The organism is Thalassotalea euphylliae (genome assembly GCF_003390375.1).
In the GTDB taxonomy this organism is placed as follows: domain Bacteria; phylum Pseudomonadota; class Gammaproteobacteria; order Enterobacterales; family Alteromonadaceae; genus Thalassotalea_F; species Thalassotalea_F euphylliae_A.
Genome location: NZ_QUOT01000001.1, coordinates 3,649,251 through 3,667,093, shown reverse-complemented (window position 1 = coordinate 3,667,093; position 17,843 = coordinate 3,649,251). Strand labels below are relative to the sequence as shown.

Sequence of the window (17,843 nt, the reverse complement as noted above, 5' to 3'; positions counted from 1 at the left end):
TAAAAGGATAGCTTTGATGTGGTTTAAAAACCTTTACTTCTTCGCTTTTACGCGCCCATTTAAATGGAGCGAACAAGAACTAGAACAGCATTTAGCGGAGCACCCGTACACACCATGTGCATCGACAGAGCAATCTCACTTTGGTTGGGTAAATGCACTGGGTAAGCATGGCAACACGCTAGTACATGGCGCAAACGGCAATTTTTTAATGTGTGCACGTAAAGAAGAAAAGATTCTGCCTGCACCGGTCATTAAAGAAATGCTTGAAGAGCGCTGCGCTAAGCTTGAAGAAGAGCAAGGGCGAAGTGCAACGAAAAAAGAAAAAGAACAATTTAAAGAAGACATCACCTTTGAGTTACTGCCTCGTGCCTTTAGCCGTTACAGCGACACACACGGTTATGTTTCGCCACAGCACAACATTATCGTGGTTAACTCAAGCTCTCGCGGCAAAGCCGAAGATTTTCTTGCCTTGCTCCGAAAAGTACTAGGTACGCTGCCAGTCACTAGCTTTAGCCCTGACCAAGCGCCAGATGAAGTCATGACAGATTGGATCACCGAGCGCAGCTTAGGAGAAAACTTCCAACTTGGTATGGAAGCTGAATTCAATGCCTTAGGTGATGACGGAGCCGTTGTTCGCGTTAAAAACCAAGACCTGACCAGCGATGAAATCAAAACGCATATTGATGCGGAAAAATACGCGGTAAAAGTTGCCCTAGAGTGGGATGAAGCGATGTCATGTATTCTTTGTGATGACTTGGCGGTGAAACGCTTGAAGTTTTTTGATGTACTTCATGAGCAAAACGACGACATTGATAAAGACGATATCGTTGCACGCCTTGACGCCGATTTTGCGTTAATGTCTGGTGAAATAAATCGTTTTATCACCGATTTGTTAGCGGAGTTTTCGTTAAAAACGACTGACTATCTTGATGACGAAGATAAGTAATATCATTAATTTAAGTTAATAAAACTAGCGTAGCCCCAATGGCTGCGCTGAATGGATTATCCCATTAAAAAAGCCGCATCTGCGGCTTTTTTGATCGTGTTTTAACTGGAATAAACATCTAAGCTATATAAACATTGAGCGGGCACTTTCGTACATTTCGATAAACTCTTCAGTTTTCATAAAGCCTTCATCCGGCATAATGCCTTTCCCCACATAGCTTCTCAGTAAAGCTTCTTGAGTAGACTCATTTTTGAAAATTCCGTGATACACAGCGCCAGCACGTATAAAGTCTAAATAATGTACTTCTGTTGGCAATACCGTTAAATCACTCCAACTTTCCACAAGTTCACTAAACTCTTCAGAAAAGCCCCAAGCTTGAGTTACAGCTGCCCCAATTTTACTACCCAGCTTAACAATCGCCTGCTGCAAGAACGTTGGGTTGGCAAAAACATCAGGGTGATTTTCAGCTTCGGTTAATATCGGTAAAACGCCAATATTATGTACCAGTGCACCAAGCGCTATGGTATCTAGCCCAAGTGACGTGTGTTTGTTGTCTTTTAGATAAAAAGTCATTAAGGCAATGGCCACAGACGTGACATCAATAGTTTTTTGCCATGAGCTTTTCATATGCATAGCGACAATTTCATTTTCAGATACGAAAACTTGCTCAATTGCCATGGCGGTCGCAATACTTTTAATTTCTCGTAAGCCAATTCGGGTAACCGCTTGGTTAACCGTTTCAACTTTAACTGAACGCCCCATTAGTGCGCTGTTAGCGACCTTAAGCATACCAATTGATAATGCCGGGTCTTGAGAGATGATATCGCTCATGCGATTTAAATTAATGTCAGGATCATCAGCCGATTCACGCACTTTTAGTGCAATCTCAGGTAAGGTAGGTAAAACGAGTGCATCATGCTTAATTTTTTCCACTAAAATGGTGTACAGAGCATTTTCCGTAGACATGAATTATCCTTATGTTTTGATATGCTTACCTAAAAAAGTAGCACAATTATCACTATTTCGACGAGTTAATTTTTACCGATTTATTCGGCACTAAACAGCCTGTAAATAGTCACAACTTAACCCAGCGCACAAAACTTGATTTACATCAAACTTTCCTCAAGTAAGTGACTCCCATAGACATATTTAATTGCCGTTTGTTTTTCAGACACTAGAATGTGCGAACTTTTACGTTCCCATAATTTATAGAAGTTGTTATATGTTTAAGCCAGAACTGTTATCACCGGCAGGAAGCCTTAAAAACATGCGTTATGCCTTTGCATACGGTGCGGATGCTGTATATGCAGGCCAACCTAGATATTCTTTACGCGTAAGAAACAACGAATTTAATCACCAAAACTTAGCACAAGGTATTCAAGAAGCCCATCAGCTGGGTAAAAAGTTTTATGTGGTCAACAACATAGCACCTCATAACAGTAAATTGAAAACTTTTATTAAAGACCTTAAGCCTGTCATCGAAATGCAACCCGATGCGATGATTATGTCTGATCCTGGTCTTATCATGATGACCAAAGAAGCATTCCCCGATATGCCATTGCACTTATCGGTGCAAGCGAATGCCGTAAACTGGGCAACTGTGAAGTTCTGGCAGCAGCAAGGCATAGATCGCGTCATTTTATCGAGAGAATTATCGCTTGATGAAATTGAAGAGATTCGTATGCGTTGCCCAGAAATGGAAATTGAAGTTTTCGTACACGGTGCACTTTGCATGGCTTACTCAGGGCGCTGTTTATTATCCGGCTATATGAATAAGCGCGATCCGAATCAAGGTACCTGCACCAATGCTTGTCGTTGGAATTACAACGTACATTCGGCGACACAAACTGAAACAGGTGATGTAATTGCTAGTGCACCGGTAGAGTTTGATCCGCAAGCGGGTAAAGGTTTTGATGATGTCGTACTAATTCAAGAGCAACATAAACCTGATGAATACATGCCTGCATTTGAAGATGAGCATGGCACTTACATCATGAACTCGAAAGATCTACGTGCCGTCGAACATGTAGAGCGACTGGTCAAAATGGGCGTGCATTCGTTAAAAATTGAAGGTCGTACAAAGTCTTTTTATTACTGTGCGCGTACTGCACGTGTTTATAATCAAGCGATATTAGACGCTATGACAGACCAATCCTTTGACCAGCAACTTAACGGCGAGCTTGAGCACTTAGCACATCGCGGTTACACCGCAGGCTTCTTGCAGCGTCATAAGCACACTGAAACACAAAACTATGACTACGGTTATTCGAAAAGTGATACCCAACAGTTTGTTGGTGAAGTGCTTGGCCGTAATGAAGACAATGGCTTAATTGAAATTGAAGTGAAGAACAAATTCTTGGTCGGCGACGAACTCGAGTTAATGACACCTGACGGCTGTCAGACCTTCACTTTAACACACATGGAATCACGCAAAGGTGAAGTTATTCGCGATGCCAAAGGTTCGGGCCATATCGTTAACATTTCGCTCGATACCGAGATGAAACTTGATTTCGGCATTTTAATGCGAAACCTGGACAATGGTGAGACAACTCGTCACCCGTTTTCGCAAAATCAAGCAGCCGATCAATCTGCATAGCTACTGACAGGAGCACCTCATAGTGGCACTGAAGATTTTAGCGAGTTGTATTAACTGTGATATGTGTGAGCCTGAGTGCCCAAACCAAGCGATCGCATTAGGTGAAGAAGTCTACGAAATCGACCCTGCCCGCTGTACTGAGTGTTTAGGGCATTACGATGAACCAACCTGTGTCAAAGTATGCCCTATCGACTGTGTCGTGCCAGACCCTGAGCATGAAGAAACCGAGGAAACCTTGGTGAAAAAGTTTGAGCTTCTATATCAATTGAATTAACGAGTTGAACAATTATGGCGTAGGAAAAAGGTTTATAAATAAGGCGTTATTTTTAGTAACTAGTCGCTCTAATTTCAAAAATAACAACGCAATTTATAAGCGCTTTAACAAGCCAGAATGTTCAAGTGGTTATTGAAATTGATATTGTATCAGCTCGACGTCAAATCAGCGTAAAAGACCTCTATTTACCGCTACTAGAAGTAGTAGCGGTAACCTATCTGGAATTGGCGCTCAATTAGTTCAATTGGTTGATCGAGATAAGCTCGGGCTTGTCGATCAGAGTCAATCCAATTATATTCTGCCAGCATAAAGCTCTTTTTGTTCAAACGGTAGCGGTAAGCCATAGAAATAGCATTGCCATTTTCGTTGTTGTTGTCACCTTGAGTATCATCAAGATCATCAACGTTAAAGTGTTCTAATCGCAGTGCAAGGTGATGGTTTGCCCAAAAATGACGAAGCATCATAAAGCCACTGTCGTAATCATTATTAACGACATCTTCAAACGTTGGTGATGTCATATAGGTGCTACCTTGCATATACTGCCCAATCACTTCCCATTGCTTGGCTAAGCGGTACTTAACCCCGATATGACTAAACTCGGTTGTCCAAGTGTATTGCCCTTGCTTAACAATACCCTCTTGCGCATGGTTATCGTAGTAGCCAATATTAACTCGCAACGCTCTATCATATCGCCATGACGCAGCGACATGGACTCCCCAGCGATCATCCAATTCACGAAATGGATCTGAATCACGCGCTTGCTCATCTAATTCGCCACTTAATGCAGGAAAATAGGGAATGCGGAGTTTTTCGTGTAGCAGTGTTTGGCGACTACCAATTGTCCAGCCATGCCAAGCTAACATAGCGCCTGCTGGGTCGTTATTTTGAAATAACGAAACGGTTGCACCAAACGAATGCGCTGAATCTGTAAATTTGCCTAGCTTCTCAAGGGTTAGTTGTCCGCCAGTACTTCTGAGCTCTTCACCAATCCAGTTGTTAATCGTACTAGAGGTAAGGGTGTATGGGGTAGACCAAGCAGTAGCAATGTTTTCCATACTGATCTGTGGATAAAATATGCCTAATTTAGACTGCCAGCGCCAACCTTTTTCACTAGGTACACCTTTATATGATAAGTAACCTTCGGTAAGGCCAATAGCGTTGTTTCCTCGATCAGCAAAGCCGTTACCGACCAAGGTCAAAGAAACGTTATTTTCCCAATCGACGTGGTATTGAAGCCCTAGCTGACCAACAGCAACACCTGCACCGTCATCAAAACGGAACTTTCCATAATCGCCTTTTAAGTAGCTATTTCCATCTGCGCTACTGTTAACATTGTAAAATCGTAAATCTACAAGTCCTTTTATGGAGGCATCAGCTGCCACAACTGTGCCACTTAGCATTAGTCCTGAAAATGCTAAAACCTTAAAAAGCGATTGATGCATTTAATTTTTCGTTCTGCTTATATGGTATGGGGTATTCTCAATCCATTGCTCAAATACATCAGCGGGTAATGGTTTACTGATGAAATATCCCTGTGCTAATTGGCACCCTTGCGCTTTTAACCACAGCAAGGCTGTTTCGTCTTCAATGCCTTCAGCCACCACAGAAAGCCCCATATTATGTGCAAGTTCTAAAGTTGACCGTACTATTATCTTATCACTTTCATCAGTTGAAAGGTGTTGAACAAATGACCGATCGATCTTTAATTCATGAACGGGCAAATGTTTTAGCTGTGCCAGCGATGAGTAACCCGTACCGTAATCATCTATTGATAGCTTAAAGCCGTGTTCACGCAAGTAACAAAGGATCTCTGTTGCTTTTTGTGCGTCTTCAACCACCGCCTCCTCAGTTACTTCCAAGGTAATTGCGTTGTCACTTAGCTGGTGTTGCTCTTTAAGGCTGATAACATAATCAGGATAAGACTTGTCCATGATATTAGCAGCAGAAATATTGATCGCGATATTGATATCAAAACCCATTTTTTGCCAGCTAACATACTGGCTTACTGCGGCATTCGTCACCCATCGTGTTAACGCATCCATTTGCCCAGTTTTCTCAGCAATGCTAATAAAAGCATCCGGTGGAATCAGCCCTTTCTCTGGGTGCTGCCAACGCACTAAAGCTTCAACATGGCTTATTGTCATATCAGAAAGCCTAAGCTTTGGTTGATAGAATAGCGTTAGTTCATCCTGCTCAATCGCTTGTTTTAAACTATTAGTTAGGAATAAGCGTTCAACAGCATGTTGGTCGAACTGCGGATCGTAGACTTGATAGGCTTGCTTATTCTTTTTGGCATGCTGCAAAGCGACATTAGACTTTTGCAGCAATTCAGTTTCATCGCCGCCATTATGCAATGAAGAAATCGCGACACCAACCGCAAATTGTAAATGCAAGCTTATGTTCTCGTATTGGCAACGAATAGTTAACTGAGCAAGCAATTGTTCAATCAGCGGCTCTACTTCTTGCATATCAGCTAACAATACAAAATTTTCACCGCCAAGATGGAAGCACGAAAGCCCTAACTGTGTTTTAACTATGCGCTCAGCAACTTCATTAATCACCTCGTCCCCAACCTGATAACCCAAGGTATCGGTAATATCTTCTGCGCCCAAGTAGCAAAGCTGGATAACAATAAAATCTTGCTGAGCTTGTTTACGCTTAGCTAATGATTTGAGTAACGAGTTGCGGTTCGGTAAGTGTGAAAGTGAATCGTGGAATGCTTGGAAGCTTATCGTTTGCTCACGAGAAACAATGGCCTCAGTCATATGGTTAAATTCATCAGAGAGCTCTTTAAGCTCTTTACTACCATCAACCGCAACGCTTTTGTCGTAATTCCCTTGTGATATTAATTTCACTTGGCTTACTAGCTGCGTAATCGGTTGGGTTAAGCCACGTGCAATTGCTACTGCGCCAATGACTGAAAGAGCAACTGTCAGTGCAATAAGCAGTGCTAAACGCAACCATTCAACACCGATACTTGCTAACAAGTCTGCTTTTGACTTATAAAGCACAGCATTAATATTGGAATCAACCAACTGCCCTACTAGCACCTCTTCGTGGACATAAGCGCCATCGTCGTTTTTAAGAATATTGTCGATGCTAACTATGCCATCGCTCAATCGCTTGTATTGGTTGGCTGCAATCAGCTCTGAGCTTTCACCATCATTGAGCACAAACGCAATATTAACATCAGTAAGGTTCGCTAAATCTAGGGCGAGGTCTTCATCAATCAAATAACCAAAACCAATCCAACCGATATCGCGGCTACCACTTTTTATCGGTGCCAAGCTTAACTGATATAATCTATCGTTTAGCTTGATTAGCTGGGTATTGGCCTCGGCAAATAATTCTCGCTCTTGGCTAAAATACGCACCTTGCCCTTTACCAACAACAACACGTGTTTTGCCTTCAGGCGTTTTAAGGGTGACAAGTTGCGCAAACACTAACCCATCATTATCAATCGCCATCGCAAGATCACTATTAATGCGTTTTCTATGATTGTTAAGCGCAACTAAAAAGCTTTTGTTATCTTCTTGCAGGACTGATTTAAGGCCGTAGTCTTTCGCGGCTGTTTCAGCGAACGCTGATAAATAATAGCTACGATTGGTAAACTGGGTTTCAAAAACATCTTTTGCGTTGCTAAGACGATTTGTTAATTGGATGTCCTCAAGCTGTTTACTAGCTTGAAAGGTAGATAAAAAGGATACCAGTTGAACAACCAAGAGCAAAAATAGAAACAGACTTAAAATTTTGCTCTGAATGCTACGGATTTTAAAAAAAGACATACGTGCTTAGTACTCTTCTAAAAAGTCAAACTCTTCTTGGTTCTCTTGCAGTGGGATTGGCAAAAGTTTATCAGCTAATCGCACTTGATAAGTATTACTTAAGGTACTTTCATTAATCACGGTGATACTGCTTTGCTGTCGATTGTCATTGTCTAGCTGAGGATGCCAAACAGAAACTTGGTATTCACCTAGGTTAGCCAGCACAAAGCTAACAATTCCTTGGCCGTTTGTTTTTCCGAAATAAGGGGTGTCAACCACTAGAGCATAGCCACTCATCCAATCGTGGATATTACACCCCATAGCGATTTCTTCTGTCGCCTGCATAGCTTCAGTATTTTTGCTTTTGCCCGCTTTTAATTTGAACTCAAAGCGGTTTTCACCCGAAACAGAGTAAATATGGTGGGTAATATCATCGCGATTACTAAACTGGATAGTTTGCCCTTTTTGCATCACGCTTAAATACGGTGCAAACTTTTTTCCTTTCTGGTCGACAATCAACTGCTCGGTATTAGCTGCTAAGCCTTCAATCCCGTTTGTTGGCGTGACAAAAACAACAATATCTTGTTGCGGTTGACCACTTTTATTCAACACTTGTACATTGAAATTGTTTGCCCACAAAGGTGCTGAACTCAATGCGCAGGCAAAAAATATAAATAATCTATTCAATTCAAATTCCACTATGTTAATTAGCGACTACGGAGAATAGTTAATGCTACCGATTATGCTCAACAGAAAAAGGTGAGCTAGTGTCAGCACTATAACAGCTAATTTGGTCGCTAGCAGTTAAACCTTAGATGTAATATGAGCGGATAATCAAGAAAAAACTTCTAAAATTTAATCAATTAACTAAAGTTTTGAATACACTAACACTTATCAGACCAGCTTACAGGGCAATTAAATTGGGAACTGTATTAAAATGTTATTAAAATTTATGAAACCTTATTCAAGAGAAGTCTAAAAAATAAAAGGGAGCAATTGCTCCCTTGTGATTTTTTATTTTCAAGCTATCGCCCGAGATTTTGTTTTAACATTGGTTACACTAAAACTCTATTGCCACTCGTGCATACAACTGGCGACCTCGTGGGTCGTGCACTTTTGAGTCAAAACCAGAGTTGGTAAATACTTGCGGTGGATCTTGATCAGTAATATTCGTACCGCCTAGTGTTAACACGTAGCTGTTTTCGGTATCAAACATGGCGCCAAGGTTTACGTTATATTGAAAATCAACAGTTACGTGACTATCAATCTCTCTAAAGCCACCTGGACAACCATCAGCCAGAGCACTGCCGTCAGCACAGTTTTGATCGTCATCGTAACTATCAATATAGCGGACAAATAAGTTAGCCGAGTGATTCTCAACCGCCCAGTTCAAGCCAAAGTTCATTCTCAGCTCAGGCGTTGATACGCCAATATTGCCGAAGTTCCTAAAACCTACACCATCAATCTTACCTGCCTGCGGATCGTCTAAATCATAGTCAAGGATATAAGTCGCATTGATACTTGGAGTAAACTGACCAAACTCAGTATCAATGCGATAGCTACTCACTAAATCTAAACCTGCAGTTTCTAACGATGTAGCATTCACATAGGTGGTATTAACTTGCAGTAAAGGACCATTAAGAGGATCACCCGCCCTAATAACACGGCTTGTATCTTGTGGGTCTGCATTTAATATTGCCTGAAAATTTTCCTGAATAATTAAGTCTTCGAACTCAAAATTCCAATAATCAATTTCTATTGAGAAATCATCAACTGGTTCTAGTGAGAAGCCAAGGTTATATGCTTTAGACTCTTCCGGCTTCAAGTCTTCATTACCACTTGCTCGAGCCGCAGCGAAAGCCGTTGCACCAGTAAGTGGGTCAACCATTTGGTTTAATGAAGTTGCACCACCATCACGTTGGAAAATAGAAGGCGCACGGAAAGACGTTGAATACGAACCACGCAACGAGAAGCTTTCATTAACTCGCCATGAAGCGGCAACTTTCGGGTCAACCGTATCACCTGTGCTTCCGCCGTAGTCTTCATAACGAACAGCAAGTTGCACGTCTAAATCTTCAGTAAGCGGCAGTGCTACTTCAGCAAACGCGGCCCAAGTATCTTGATCACCTTTTACATCAGGGTTACCAATAACAAACGAAAATCTATCCTGATTAGATAAAGCGTCGTAGTCTTGCGTCAAATCTTGATAGCGGTACTGAATACCAAATGCGATACCTGCCGCACCGGCATCCATTTCAAATAAATCAGTTGAAATTAATGCTTCAGCAACTTCAAGGTTCGATTCAGAGTCAATTTGCTGTTGTGCAGTAAACGAATCAATAACGTTTTGCGAATTAGGCAACACAGTATAAGAAGTTGCAAACGGGTTGAAGTATTCACAAGGACCTACACCTGCACTACCAGTAAATGGGTCACAGCCTTGCCCACCAAAACCATTTAACGCATTTTGAAACTCCTGCGCTAGCGTGTCGTTAACCGTGAACAAAAAGTCATTACGCGCTGCCGTATAACTCAACTCCCAAAAACCATCTTCTAACTCACCCGTCAATGTCGTGCTAAAGCGTGCCGTATCAGATTCAGTGTTAGCGGGGTCGCCAGGTGCACCAAAGCCGATAGCTCGGCCAAAGAATGATACAGGCGCCCCAAAAACGTTACTTGGATGATCTGCTGGTACCGTTGGGAAAGTTAGAATAGGGAACGACGGTGAGCCACCACGCTCAGCTCTGTTGCGCGCATAACTGACCTCGGTTGTCCATTTGATGTCATCAGAAAACTCTTTAGTGGCCTTAAAGTAAGAAGATACACGCGATTCATCCGCTACGTATGAATAGGTTCTTACGAAGTCAAACCCACAAAAACCAATATCTAGTCCAGGAACAGTACCTGAAGGAGCTAATAATTGCGGGAAGCCGCCAAATTCAGAACAGCCTGTTGGATCAATAAATGGCGTCGCGCCAAGGAAGAACGAACCAGGGTTACCTAGCGCACTGATGTCATCCTCAATCCGGCTTAGCCTGCGATCAGTCAGAAACATCGGTGAGCGGTTAGTATAGCTTACTGCTGCCATCAAACTGCTGTCATCACCTACCGTTCCCCATAAGCCTTGAATTACGTATTCTTTGTTGTCACCGTACTTACCGTCTTGATATTCGGCCGTTACTTTAACGCCCTCGTAGTCATTTTTGGTAATGAAGTTCACTACACCAGCAACCGCATCAGAGCCATAAAGTGCGGAAGCACCATCTTTTACGATCTCCATACGACCAATAGCAATCATAGGAACAAGTGAGCTGGTATCAACAAAATTCACACCACCATTGTTGGGCTGCGCTGTAACGACTTGTCGTTTGTTATTAAGCAATACGAGTGTTGACGCTACACCAAGCCCCCTAAGGTTAATATTCGATGTACCGGCTGTTGCGTTTTGCGTGAAAGCGTCAGGGTTGTTTTCTGCCCCCGTGTTAATCGTTAAGGTTTGTGTGATATCACTGATGTTTTTCGCCCCTAGCGCATCAATTGCAACACTGTCGACAACAGCCAAAGGAGAAGGTGATTCGAAGTTTTCACTGCGACGGACAAAACTACCGGTAACAAGAATAAGTTCAACTTCTTGTTCATCGGCACTAGTTTCTTGTTGAGCGTAAACTATTTGGGTCGGCAACAGGGTTGCAGCCACTATTGCACTAATAGCGCTTATTTTAGTTTTTAGTTCCATGTAGACACCTGAATGTTGTTGTTATAATTAGCCATGGCGTCTTGTTTTGTCATATTTATAATTGAAAACGCACAGCTAGTTAAAATATAGACACGTGCGCTAGATTGTTCAAACTGCAACTTTCTTAAAAAACAGATAGATACGTAATATTTTTGAAGTATTTATTCTATTTTTACCATGCCAATTCTCAAATCCAAATGTGTCATTTTTTGTACAAAACAAGCATCGTAGTGTTTATTTATTCATCAACCCCTTGAGTAATAAAGGATAGGTGAGTCTGGGTGTCTTGCTGATCACGATTAAAATCCTGGTTAAAGAATAAGCAATCATTAACACTCAAGCACGCCATATATCATCAATATTTATTATGAATATTCATTGTTTTTATCTAAAAACACAAAGCTAGAGCTAGCTTGACCTGCAGAAGAGAATTTAAAAGCTTTTTAAATAGCCACTCTAAATAATTCACATGAATTTAAGTGTATAAATAGCCCTTATAACTTAGACAAATTTAAAGCTTTGGTTGGAACGATAGCAGTTGCCATTTAGGAGGCAATATTTATTCGCTTTTAATTGACAGTTTCTCTGGCTTTAGCACATCGGTTAGCGAAAGTCATAAAGCGAGTGAATAAAAAGAGGGGATTTTGCTACACAGTTTTTGAAAATTCGCGACTAATTAATATTTGCGGCAGCAAGTCCTAAGGCAATCGATAATTTAAGAGAATAAAGCAATCAAGAACTGGCGTTATTGGTTCAAATAAATATCTACCAACAACGCCAATTCAAGCTGAATTAGCTAGCACTGATAAAGCGCTTCCATGCACCGCAAAGCAAGGCAAAGTAAGGCAACGCTTTAAAACTAGGCTAGTTTTTTTCAGGCAATGTAACGTTTAGTTCTAGTACCGCTAGATCGTCGTCTTTTTGTTCTAGCTGGACCGACACTTGATCAGAGTTAATGCTTGGCACATATTTGCTGATCACTTCAATGATGTCACGCTTCATTTGCGGCAAATAATCAGGGCCAGAGCGCGCATTTCGCTCATGGGCAACAATGATTTGCAAGCGCTCTTTGGCTAGCGACGCTGAAGTTTTCTTTGACGAACGAAAATAATCTAATAAAGCCATCACTTAACTCCCAAACAAGCGGTTTAATAGTCCTTTTTTCTTCGCCGTTAAGAAGCGAAAATCAACTTTCTCACCAAGTAATCTTTCAACTGCATCAATGTAAGCTTGGCCAGCATCACTTTGCTCATCCAAGATTACTGGTTGTCCGGCATTTGAAGCACTAAGCACAGCTTTAGACTCAGGAATAACCCCAATGAGCTCAATCGCTAAAATTTCTTTTACGTCTTCAACACTTAGCATTTCTCCCATATCAACGCGCTCTGGATTGTAACGGGTTAATAGTAGATGTTCAGGAATACTGCTTCCTTGCTCGGCATGGCGCGACTTACTTTGCAAAATACCTAAAATACGGTCTGAGTCACGCACTGATGATACTTCTGGGTTAGTGACCACAATTGCCTCATCGGCAAAATAAAGCGCCATTTGCGCACCAGCTTCAATACCCGCTGGCGAATCACATAGAATGTAATCAAAATCTTTACTTAAATCGTCTAGTACCTTGCCGACACCCTCTTTAGTCAACGCATCTTTATCACGCGTTTGTGACGCAGGTAAGATATAAAGGTTGTCCACGCGCTTATCTTTGATTAACGCTTGATTTAAGTTGGCTTCACCATTGATAACGTTAACAAAATCATAAACCACGCGACGCTCAACGCCCATAATCAAATCAAGATTACGTAAGCCGATATCAAAATCTAGAATAACGGTTTTTTTACCCTTTAACGCCAAACCTGTGCCAATTGCCGCACTTGACGTAGTTTTACCAACACCACCTTTACCTGATGTCACTACAATAATTTTTGCCATACAGCTCTTCCTTTATTTTAAATCTTCTACGGTTAACTGATCATCAACTAATCTAACGCTTGCCGCTTGTGCCCATACTTTCTCTTGCAAGGAATCACTTAACCAGTAATTACCATTGATTGACACCAACTCAGCTTGCAAATTGCTACAGTAAATTCTGGCTGTCTTATCGCCTTTAGCGCCTGCAATGGCTCGCCCTCTGAGCGTGCCATAGATGTGAATATTGCCGTCGGCAATAACTTCTGCGCCAGCACTAACCTGACCTTTAATTATCAAGTCGGTATCTTTTGCATAAATTTGCTGACCGGAACGAATGGTATGCTCAATAACTTTGGCGGGCTGAAACACCGCTTTCTCAATGAGTTTTTCTACCGTTTTTTCGACAACCTTTTCCACAATTTTCTCAGGTTTAGCCGCCACTTTTGGCTTTACTGTACCCGCTTTATCTTGGCTATGAGCGACTACCGCCAATCCAGCTTCTTTCGCTGCTTCCTTCTGTGCCTTGCTGCCACCACTAATACCAACGAAAATAAAATCGTGACGCTCAACCACTGCTTTAACCGCGGCGAAGTCAATAACGCTTTCTGCCAGTGCGGCAATATTGATGATTAAGGGAGCTCGGTAGAAAAATCCTGGGGCTTGTTCAACTTTGGCATTTAGCCAAGCTGACAACTTATTTAAATCATATTCAGTCATCTGCAGCGCAGATAATGTAAATAAGCTACCTTTGAGTTCAAACTCAGCTTGCGACATAAACTAGAAAACTCCAACAACCTAACAACCAGATGTCAAAAACTGATCTAAACGAATGCCTCAATAAAGTCGACTATTAGCCTGGCTGTTAACTCGGCTAGCAGTTTGGTCAGTATCAAGGCTTGAGAATAATGAAATGGTATAGTTAGCGATCTGCGATAGCAAGTAAAAATAGCGCCTTGAGCAGTGTAATCGACAAAATTTGGCAAAGAACAGGGAGCCATTTGAAAAATCATCGCGTAAGTCAAACCAAAGTAGCTTTAAGGTTAAGCTAAACCATAACAGTAAATGGTTCGTACTCGCCCCTCATACACCTTTCGTGTACCTTTCGTACGTTAGAATAATTCGACTGAAGTGGCCTGCTAGGATATAAATAAGCCCAATAACTCAAAAGACTACAATACGTTTAATTAAACTCTGTCATCTATGTCAACTTCCTTAAAAGATATTTTAACCACTTGGCACTCTCGAAAAGACCAAACTGAATGGGTACTTTGCACCCTCTATAAAACCGAAGGCTCTAGCTATCGCAAGCTGGGTGCTATGATGATGTTTTCCGGGGATGGCGCCCAACTGGGCTTGCTATCTGGTGGTTGCTTAGAGGGAGATATTCAGCAACATGCTAAACAAGTCATTGCTAATCAGCTAACAAAACAACTGACCTATGATGCAACAGATGAAGACGACCTGACGTTCCAACTCGGGATTGGTTGTGGCGGTATTGTCCATATTTTAATGCAGCCGGTTAGTAAAGCGAACGAGTACCTAGCGTTAGACAAGTTGCTGGCGTCACTTGAGCAAGAAGGTAGTGGTGTTTACCGCCAGCAAATACCGGGTAGCCCAAGTGCAGCGATAGGCCAATTTGAAGCTATTGAACAAACAGGAAAATGGTCTACTGATCGCAAGGCGACATTAGTAGAAATAGATAATACCACTTGGCTAGAAACCCACATTTACCCCGATCCTCACTTGCTAATTGTTGGCGGCGGTTATGACGCTCGGCCATTATCAAGTATGGCAAAAAACATGGGCTGGCAAGTTTCGGTATGGGATTCAAGAGCAGCAAATGCCCGTAAAGCCTACTTTCAAGATGCCGATCATATCCTTAACGGCAGTATTGAAGAGCTCGCAGAATTTACTCAACAACATAAAGTTGCCGGTATTGTTTATATGTGCCACAGCGTTAGCTTAGATGCTAAAACACTGGCAGCACTCCATCAAATGCCTGTTGCTTACATGGGGTTACTAGGCCCTGCACATCGTAAAGACCAGGTAATAGAAGCGAGTAGTATCGATATCAATAAAGTGACAGCACCGCTTTCAGGGCCAATAGGGCTAAACCTTGGTGGAGAAACACCTGAGAGTATTGCGCTAGCGATTTTAGCAGAAATGCATGCGGTAATTTGCCAAAAAGATGGTAAATCGTTAAGCAACGTTATTCCGTAGCTCTTTAGTTAGCACATGATTGGGAAACAAAAAGGGGTAATAACATCGGTGTTATTACCCCTTTTCAATTTTCGAACTTTAAAGCGAAACGCTAGTGATTTTCCGACACCATATTCACTGTGTATTTAGGAATTTCTACTACCAAATCTTCGTCTTTAATAATCGCTTGGCAGCCTAAGCGAGATTCTGGCTCTAAGCCCCATGCTTTATCAAGCATATCGTCTTCCAATTCATCTGATTCATCTAGTGAGTCAAAACCTTCACGAATGATGACGTGACAGGTAGTACAGGCACAAACTTTTTCACAGGCGTGTTCAATGCCAATGTCATTTTTAAGCGCAACGTTTAATACGCTTTCGCCCTGCTCTGCTTCAACAACAGCGCCGTCTGGGCAAAATTCTTCATGTGGTAAGAAAATAATTTGTGGCATGCTTTTACACCTTATCTACCGATTGGCCAGCCAGCGCAGTGCGTATTGAGGAGTCCATACGCTTTTCGGCAAAGCTTGCCGTTACCTGATTAACCACTTCAATTTGTTGTTCAATATCGTTAGTTGCTGTTGTTTTTGCAACCGCTGCTAACGTCGTTAACGCTGCGTCAATCTTTTCGATTTCTTCAGCATTTAATAAATCTTTATCTGTATCGAGCGCGGCGCGCACTGACTCTAATACACGAGCGGCTTCTACTTGTTGCTCTTTAAGCATACGCGCTTGCATATCTTGCTTGGCATTGGTCATTGAGTCTTTGATCATATTGGCGATTTGATTCTCTTCAAGGCCAAAAGATGGTTTGACTTCAATGCTGGCTTCAACACCCGTTGATTTTTCCATGGCGCTAACTTCTAACAGGCCATCTGCGTCCACTTTAAAAGTCACGCGAATATGAGCCGCACCTGCTGCCATTGGTGGAATACCGCGAAGCTCAAAGCGCGCCAATGAGCGACAGGCATCTACGAGTTCACGTTCACCTTGTAGCACGTGAATCGACATCGCCGTTTGGCCGTCTTTAAAGGTGGTGAACTCTTGCGCCTTAGCGACAGGGATTGTGGTGTTACGCTGAATAACTTTTTCCACTAAGCCGCCCATTGTCTCTAAACCAAGCGATAGTGGAATAACATCAAGCAATAACATATCGCTGTCAGGTTTGTTACCAGCCAAAATATCGGCTTGAATCGCGGCGCCAATTGCGACCACTTTGTCAGGGTCGATTGAAGTTAGTGGCAGTTTACCAAAGAACTTTTCAACTTCCGTGCGCACTAGCGGTACACGTGTCGAGCCACCGACCATGACCACTTCAATTACTTCATCAGTCGAAACATTCGCATCTTTTAATGCACGGCGACAAGCCCGCAAGGTTTGATTAACCAACTTGCCAATTAAAGCGTCAAAAGTTGCTTTAGTTAACTCATGCTGCCACGACTCGCCATTTTCTAACGCTAAGCTTACCGTATGTTGTTCAGCGTTAGACAGGGCTTCTTTGGCTAAGCACGCTTGTTGGTTGATTTGGCGTTCCATTGAAGCGGAAAGTGGACGCTGTAAGCCAGCTTGCTCAACTAGGTAGTCAGCAACCGCGATATCAAAATCATCACCACCTAAAGCTGAATCACCGCCAGTGGCTAATACTTCAAATACACCTTTATTTAAGCGCAGGATTGAAATATCAAAGGTACCACCACCTAAGTCGTATACCGCGATAACGCCTTCTTTGCCTGAGTCCAAACCATAGGCTACCGCTGCGGCTGTTGGTTCGTTCAATAAACGAAGTACATTTAAACCCGCTAATTTCGCCGCATCTTTTGTACTTTGGCGCTGCGCGTCGTCAAAGTAGGCAGGTACCGTGATTACCGCACCGACTAGTTCGCCACCTAAAGCAGATTCCGCACGTTCGCGTAACGTTGCAAGCACTTCACCCGAAACTTGCACTGGGTTGATTTGCCCTTGGCGGGTAATTAATTCAGGATGATTTTCATCACCACCAAACTCATACGGTAAGGTCGGATATTTGCTTTGAATATCAGCCAGCGAGCGACCAATTAAGCGCTTGGCAGAAACAATTGTATTATGTGGGTCGGCTACTGAAAATTCTTTGGCGGCATAACCCACTAACGTTTGTTCTGCTTGGTAGCTAACGATAGATGGCAAAATGTCTTGGCCATTTTTATCTTTTAAGGTGGTGCTTTCGCCACTTTGGACACTGGCAACTAAGGAGTTGGTAGTGCCTAAGTCAATACCCACGGCAAGACGATGTTCATGAGGGACAGTACTTTGCCCAGGTTCTGCGATTTGTAGTAACGCCATGGCGGTCTCTAATGTCGATATTCTTAACTAGTTTGGTGGTATAGCTAGGTATTGAGAAAATTGTCAGCCCTATTAACTTGTTCAGTTATAGGCGTA

14 protein-coding genes are annotated in these 17,843 nt (G+C 42.3%); 4 read left to right on the top strand and 10 right to left on the bottom strand.

All coding sequences use genetic code 11. The features are described 5' to 3' along the window. Positions 1-16: 16 nt before the first annotated feature. The gene (gene rdgC / locus DXX94_RS16010) at positions 17-946 is read left to right on the top strand and encodes a recombination-associated protein RdgC (RefSeq protein ID WP_116017432.1); all 930 of its coding nucleotides are present in this window, start codon (positions 17-19) and stop codon (positions 944-946) included. Positions 947-1,069: 123 nt separating this feature from the next. On the opposite strand, the gene DXX94_RS16005 is transcribed toward rdgC, so the two are convergent. Continuing rightward, positions 1,070-1,912 carry an HDOD domain-containing protein gene (locus tag DXX94_RS16005; RefSeq protein WP_116017430.1) on the bottom strand — a complete coding sequence of 281 codons (843 nt, stop codon included), beginning with the start codon at positions 1,910-1,912 and terminating at the stop codon, positions 1,070-1,072. A 256-nt stretch (positions 1,913-2,168) separates the two neighbouring features. Between DXX94_RS16005 and trhP the strand changes: the two genes are divergently transcribed. Together trhP and DXX94_RS15995 are read left to right on the top strand one after the other, a co-directional pair. Further along, positions 2,169-3,542 (top strand): prephenate-dependent tRNA uridine(34) hydroxylase TrhP, encoded by a 1,374-nt coding sequence (gene trhP / locus DXX94_RS16000; protein ID WP_116017428.1) that lies wholly within the window; start codon positions 2,169-2,171, stop codon positions 3,540-3,542. Between the two features lie 22 nt (positions 3,543-3,564). Continuing rightward, entirely contained in the window at positions 3,565-3,816 is a 252-nt protein-coding gene (locus DXX94_RS15995) for a YfhL family 4Fe-4S dicluster ferredoxin (RefSeq protein ID WP_116017426.1), read from the top strand. 194 nt (positions 3,817-4,010) lie between these two features. On the opposite strand, the gene DXX94_RS15990 is transcribed toward DXX94_RS15995, so the two are convergent. The 7 genes from DXX94_RS15990 to minC all read right to left on the bottom strand — a co-directional run bounded on the left by DXX94_RS15990 (position 4,011) and on the right by minC (position 14,004). Beyond that, entirely contained in the window at positions 4,011-5,258 is a 1,248-nt protein-coding gene (locus DXX94_RS15990) for a hypothetical protein (protein ID WP_116017424.1), read from the bottom strand. Next, the gene (locus DXX94_RS15985; protein WP_116017422.1) at positions 5,259-7,601 is read right to left on the bottom strand and encodes a bifunctional diguanylate cyclase/phosphodiesterase; all 2,343 of its coding nucleotides are present in this window, start codon (positions 7,599-7,601) and stop codon (positions 5,259-5,261) included. It abuts the gene before it with no gap. Between the two features lie 6 nt (positions 7,602-7,607). Further along, entirely contained in the window at positions 7,608-8,267 is a 660-nt protein-coding gene (locus tag DXX94_RS15980) for a hypothetical protein (protein ID WP_147302303.1), read from the bottom strand. Between the two features lie 373 nt (positions 8,268-8,640). Continuing rightward, positions 8,641-11,316 (bottom strand): TonB-dependent receptor plug domain-containing protein, encoded by a 2,676-nt coding sequence (locus tag DXX94_RS15975; protein ID WP_116017418.1) that lies wholly within the window; start codon positions 11,314-11,316, stop codon positions 8,641-8,643. 864 nt (positions 11,317-12,180) lie between these two features. Further along, the gene (minE, locus tag DXX94_RS15970) at positions 12,181-12,441 is read right to left on the bottom strand and encodes a cell division topological specificity factor MinE (protein WP_116001090.1); all 261 of its coding nucleotides are present in this window, start codon (positions 12,439-12,441) and stop codon (positions 12,181-12,183) included. Between the two features lie 3 nt (positions 12,442-12,444). Beyond that, positions 12,445-13,251, bottom strand: coding sequence for a septum site-determining protein MinD (minD, locus tag DXX94_RS15965; protein ID WP_116017416.1), 807 nt, complete (start codon positions 13,249-13,251; stop codon positions 12,445-12,447). 12 nt (positions 13,252-13,263) lie between these two features. Continuing rightward, positions 13,264-14,004, bottom strand: coding sequence for a septum site-determining protein MinC (gene minC, locus DXX94_RS15960; protein WP_116017414.1), 741 nt, complete (start codon positions 14,002-14,004; stop codon positions 13,264-13,266). 426 nt (positions 14,005-14,430) lie between these two features. Here minC and DXX94_RS15955 point away from each other — a divergent pair, with 426 nt between their 5' ends. Further along, on the top strand, positions 14,431-15,450 hold the full coding sequence (locus DXX94_RS15955; RefSeq protein WP_116017412.1) for an XdhC family protein: 1,020 nt from the start codon (positions 14,431-14,433) through the stop codon (positions 15,448-15,450). A gap of 91 nt (positions 15,451-15,541) precedes the next feature. On the opposite strand, the gene fdx is transcribed toward DXX94_RS15955, so the two are convergent. Together fdx and hscA are read right to left on the bottom strand one after the other, a co-directional pair. Continuing rightward, positions 15,542-15,880 (bottom strand): ISC system 2Fe-2S type ferredoxin, encoded by a 339-nt coding sequence (gene fdx / locus DXX94_RS15950; protein ID WP_116017410.1) that lies wholly within the window; start codon positions 15,878-15,880, stop codon positions 15,542-15,544. A gap of 4 nt (positions 15,881-15,884) precedes the next feature. After that, positions 15,885-17,747, bottom strand: a complete 1,863-nt coding sequence (gene hscA, locus DXX94_RS15945; RefSeq protein ID WP_116017408.1) for a Fe-S protein assembly chaperone HscA — start codon at positions 17,745-17,747, stop codon at positions 15,885-15,887. Between the last annotated feature and the right edge of the window lie 96 nt (positions 17,748-17,843).

Coding starts and splice junctions, on each gene's coding strand:
- hscA (WP_116017408.1), bottom strand. CDS start 17,747: ATGGCGTTACTACAAATCGCAGAACCTGGGCAAAGTACTGTCCCTCAT.
- DXX94_RS15990 (WP_116017424.1), bottom strand. CDS start 5,258: ATGCATCAATCGCTTTTTAAGGTTTTAGCATTTTCAGGACTAATGCTA.
- DXX94_RS15975 (WP_116017418.1), bottom strand. CDS start 11,316: ATGGAACTAAAAACTAAAATAAGCGCTATTAGTGCAATAGTGGCTGCA.
- trhP (WP_116017428.1), top strand. CDS start 2,169: ATGTTTAAGCCAGAACTGTTATCACCGGCAGGAAGCCTTAAAAACATG.
- minD (WP_116017416.1), bottom strand. CDS start 13,251: ATGGCAAAAATTATTGTAGTGACATCAGGTAAAGGTGGTGTTGGTAAA.
- rdgC (WP_116017432.1), top strand. CDS start 17: ATGTGGTTTAAAAACCTTTACTTCTTCGCTTTTACGCGCCCATTTAAA.
- minC (WP_116017414.1), bottom strand. CDS start 14,004: ATGTCGCAAGCTGAGTTTGAACTCAAAGGTAGCTTATTTACATTATCT.
- DXX94_RS15955 (WP_116017412.1), top strand. CDS start 14,431: ATGTCAACTTCCTTAAAAGATATTTTAACCACTTGGCACTCTCGAAAA.
- fdx (WP_116017410.1), bottom strand. CDS start 15,880: ATGCCACAAATTATTTTCTTACCACATGAAGAATTTTGCCCAGACGGC.
- minE (WP_116001090.1), bottom strand. CDS start 12,441: ATGGCTTTATTAGATTATTTTCGTTCGTCAAAGAAAACTTCAGCGTCG.
- DXX94_RS16005 (WP_116017430.1), bottom strand. CDS start 1,912: ATGTCTACGGAAAATGCTCTGTACACCATTTTAGTGGAAAAAATTAAG.
- DXX94_RS15985 (WP_116017422.1), bottom strand. CDS start 7,601: ATGTCTTTTTTTAAAATCCGTAGCATTCAGAGCAAAATTTTAAGTCTG.